Below are 3,517 nucleotides of genomic sequence, written 5' to 3'. Positions count from 1 at the left end.
AACGAGGATTGCCCCTGCGGCTCCGGCAAGCGCTACAAGCACTGCCACGGCAAATACGCGTAATCTCCGCTCGCGACGTCATCATCCGCCACCGGGCCGGCGCAGGGCGCACATCCGTGCGACCCGTTGGCGGGGCATGACGGCTTTTGCCGGGGAAAGCGCGGAGGGCGTTTACTTCGCCGCCGAGAAGCGGCTGTCGAAGGAGTTCGCCGGCACGATCGGCTGCGAGCCGGCCACCATCGGGTCCCTGGCGGCCGGCGCCGGCGCGGCGGTGACGTCGGAGATCGACGGCTTCAACGCCGGCTTGACCGCGGCCGGCTTGGTCTCGGCCGGCCTGGCGGTCACCCTGACGATCGACGGCTGCGGAGCTTTGGCCTCGGTCGCTTTCGGCTTGGCCGGCGCCGGTGCGCTGGCGGGTGTCGCGTCGGCGGTGCCGCCGATGCCGACCTTGCGGGCGAGACTGGAGAAGAAGTTGTCCGATTGCGCGGTCGGCGCGACCGCTGCGACGCGGGTCGGAGCGGGAGCCGCGGATGCGGACGTTGCTGCGACCGCCACCACCGGCTGCTCCGGCTGCGACAGATTCGGCATGCGCGGCGGATTGACGGTAGAGGGGATCGTGCCTGGCGCGCGCGACAGCAGCAACAGGCTCTGGCCGTCGCCGCCTTCCGACAGGCCGGTGCTGGCCTCGGGAAGCTTCGAAGCGAACACCTTGTGCATGCCCCCGTCTATACCGGTGTTCAGGCGTGCGACCGGCGTTCCCTTTGCAATCAGCTTGGCGGTCTCGGCCGTTTCTTCCTGCTGCCTTTCGCGCACCGCGTCGGCGATCTCGTCCGGAACCGCGTAAGCCGGGCATTTCGCCGCGGCGTCGAACACCGGATCGCGCGTGGCGTTCGGCGCCTTGACGGCATCGAACACGTATTTCTTCTCGCAGAAATCGACCCTCGGCTCCTGTCGCGTCACCTCGAAATGATCATAGCCTTCCTTGATCATCTTCCAGAACGGCATGTGCGGGTTGTTGCGATGTTTCGCCATGTTCAGCGGCGTCATCCGGAATGGATAGGCCTGAAGCTGGAAGGCGCGCTGGCCGCCGAAGAAGGATTCGCGGCCGAGCGAATAGATCTCCGCGATCTGCTCGTCGGTCATCGCGTAGCAGCCGCGCGAGGAGCAATCGCCGTGCACCATCAGCTGCGAACCGGAGCGCCCCAGCGCGCGATCGAACGCATTGGGATAGCCGGTGTTGAAGGCGAGATAATAGGCCGACTGCGGGTTCATCTGGGCCGGGGTGATCGAATAGAAGCCTTCCGGCGCCTGGCGGTCGCCTTCGCGCACCTTCGGGCCGAGGTCGCCCGACCAGCGGCAGATCGGATAGGTTTTCAGCAGTCCGAAGCGGCCGGAGCGATCCTTTTTCCAGACCTCGAGTTCGGCTTCCTGCTTGAACAGCCGGACCAGGATCGGGGACTGCAGGTCCATGTCCTTTTCGGCCATTGCGGCGATGAGCTTGGGCGGGACCGGCTGGTTGGCCTTGGCGTTGGCGGCGAGCGAAACGTCATCGCTGTTGCAGCCGCTCAGCAGCGCACCGGCCGCAAGCGCAGCGGAGGCGACGAGCACGCGAACCAGCGAGCGACAATTCAAGGTTAAGCTCCACACCCACCGGGCAATTTCCGCACCCCAACCGCTGCGTTCATGCCCTGAAGCCGTCGTCGAAAATATTACCCTCTGGCCCCCTTGCCCGCAACCCGCACGGGAGTCCGCCACCGTTTCCATGACAAGCATGGTCAAGAGAGGCTTAAAGACCGGGGTCTGGGCCTAATTACGGCCGAATTCGATGATTTGGGGAGATTTGCGCCGGTTTCGCGGCACGGCCGTTGAGCCTCAGCCGAGCTTGCGGCCGATGTCGAGGAATTTCTGGCGCCGCTGCTTGCGAATCGCGTCCGCATCGAGATTGCGCAAATCGTTGAAGGCCTGCGCGATGGCGTCGCCGGTGACGGCGATCATCGCCGCCGGATCCCGGTGGGCGCCGCCGGCGGGCTCTTTCAAAATCTGGTCGATGACGCCGAATCGCAACATGTCCTGCGCCGTGATCTTCATGCTGTTGGCGGCTTCCTGGGCCTTGGTGCCGTCCCGCCACAGGATCGAGGACGCCGCTTCCGGCGAAATCACGCTGTAGATCGCGTGCTCGAACATCAGCACGCGGTTCGCGGTGGTGATCGCAATCGCGCCGCCCGACATGCCTTCGCCGGTGACGATCGCGACATTGGGCACGCCCAGCGACAGGCAGGCATCGGTGGAACGCGCGATCGCTTCCGCCTGTCCGCGCTCCTCGGCCCCGATGCCGGGATAGGCGCCGGCCGAATCGACAATCGACAGCACCGGGATGCCGAAGCGGTCCGCCATCTCCATCAGGCGAACCGCCTTGCGGTAGCCCTCGGGGCGCGCCATGCCGAAATTATGCCTGATGCGGCTCTCGGTGGTGGCGCCCTTTTCCTGGCCGATCACGCAGATGCTCTCGCCGCGGAAGCGGCCGAACCCGCCCATCAGCGCCTCATCCTCGCCGAACTTGCGGTCGCCCGCCAGCGGGGTGAATTCGGCGATCAGCGCGTTGACGAAATCGGTGAAATGCGGGCGCTGCGGATGGCGCGCCACCAGCGTCTTCTGCCACGGCGTCAGGTTGGCGTAGAGATCGGCGAGCGCCTGCGCCGCCTTGTCCTCGATCCGGGCGATCTCGTCGCCGATGTCGCTGCCGGTCGCCGCCAGCGCGCGCAGTTCGTCGACCTTGGACTCGAGTTCGGCGACCGGCTTTTCGAAGTCGAGATAACTGCGCATCTGATCTGGCATCAAATCAATATAGGGAGGAACGCGCCGGCAGGCGACGCGGTTTGGGCTCTAGCGAGGAAAGTTCGTCTCTTCAATGGTTTAGGACTCATCCCGCCGACGCATTGGGGATGCGCGAAGGGTTGCAGGCAGGAAACGGCTGTTTCGGGCGCGACGCCGCCGAAGTCAAGGCGCCGTAGCGTTTTCGAGCCAAGCCTGTCCCGCGCCTGATGCGGGATGGCGTCGGTTCGCGCCAACAAAACGCGTCGGAACGAGCGAACCTACTTCTCCGCCAGCGGATGCAGGTCGCGCACCAGGCTCTTCAGCCGCTCCTCGACCACATGGGTGTAGATTTGCGTGGTCGAGATGTCGCTGTGGCCGAGCAGCGTTTGCACGATGCGAAGGTCGGCGCCGTTGTGCAGCAGGTGGCTGGCAAAGGCGTGCCGCAGCACGTGCGGGCTGACCAGCCGCGGCGCGAGTCCCGAGGCGGCGGCGAGCTCTTTCAGATCGCGGGCGAAATGCTGCCGGGTCAGATGTCCGCTTTCGCCGAACGAGGGAAACAGCCATTTCGAAGGCGCGGTCTTTGTCGTGGCATCCGGCTTCAGCGCCGTCATCGCGGCCAGGTAATCGGCCATCGCCTGCCGCGCGGCGTCGTTCAGCGGCACCAGCCGTTCCTTGTTGCCCTTGCCGCGCACCACGATCATGC

Annotated in this window: 4 protein-coding genes; 1 reads left to right on the top strand and 3 read right to left on the bottom strand. The window is 65.7% G+C overall.

The window, feature by feature from the left end:
• A partial coding sequence (locus tag WCE35_RS21195) for an SEC-C metal-binding domain-containing protein (protein WP_424595273.1) occupies positions 1-63 on the top strand: 63 nt, incomplete at its 5' end.
• 108 nt (positions 64-171) lie between these two features.
• Here WCE35_RS21195 and WCE35_RS21190 read toward each other — a convergent pair.
• From WCE35_RS21190 to WCE35_RS21180, 3 genes are all read right to left on the bottom strand, one after another.
• A complete protein-coding gene (locus tag WCE35_RS21190; protein WP_424595272.1) occupies positions 172-1,632 on the bottom strand; it encodes a L,D-transpeptidase family protein in 1,461 nt (486 codons plus the stop codon).
• Between the two features lie 240 nt (positions 1,633-1,872).
• Positions 1,873-2,835: an acetyl-CoA carboxylase carboxyltransferase subunit alpha gene (locus tag WCE35_RS21185; protein WP_424595271.1), complete on the bottom strand. Its 963-nt coding sequence runs from the start codon at positions 2,833-2,835 to the stop codon at positions 1,873-1,875.
• Positions 2,836-3,092: 257 nt separating this feature from the next.
• On the bottom strand, positions 3,093-3,517 hold a 425-nt coding region (locus tag WCE35_RS21180), incomplete at its 5' end, for a tyrosine-type recombinase/integrase (RefSeq protein WP_424595270.1).

Source organism: Bradyrhizobium sp., from assembly GCF_049691595.1.
Classification (GTDB): domain Bacteria; phylum Pseudomonadota; class Alphaproteobacteria; order Rhizobiales; family Xanthobacteraceae; genus Bradyrhizobium.
This window is presented reverse-complemented; position numbering and strand designations above follow the sequence as displayed.

Excerpts from the sequence above, each read along its gene's own strand:
- WCE35_RS21185 (WP_424595271.1), bottom strand. The coding sequence starts at position 2,835 with ATGCCAGATCAGATGCGCAGTTATCTCGACTTCGAAAAGCCGGTCGCC.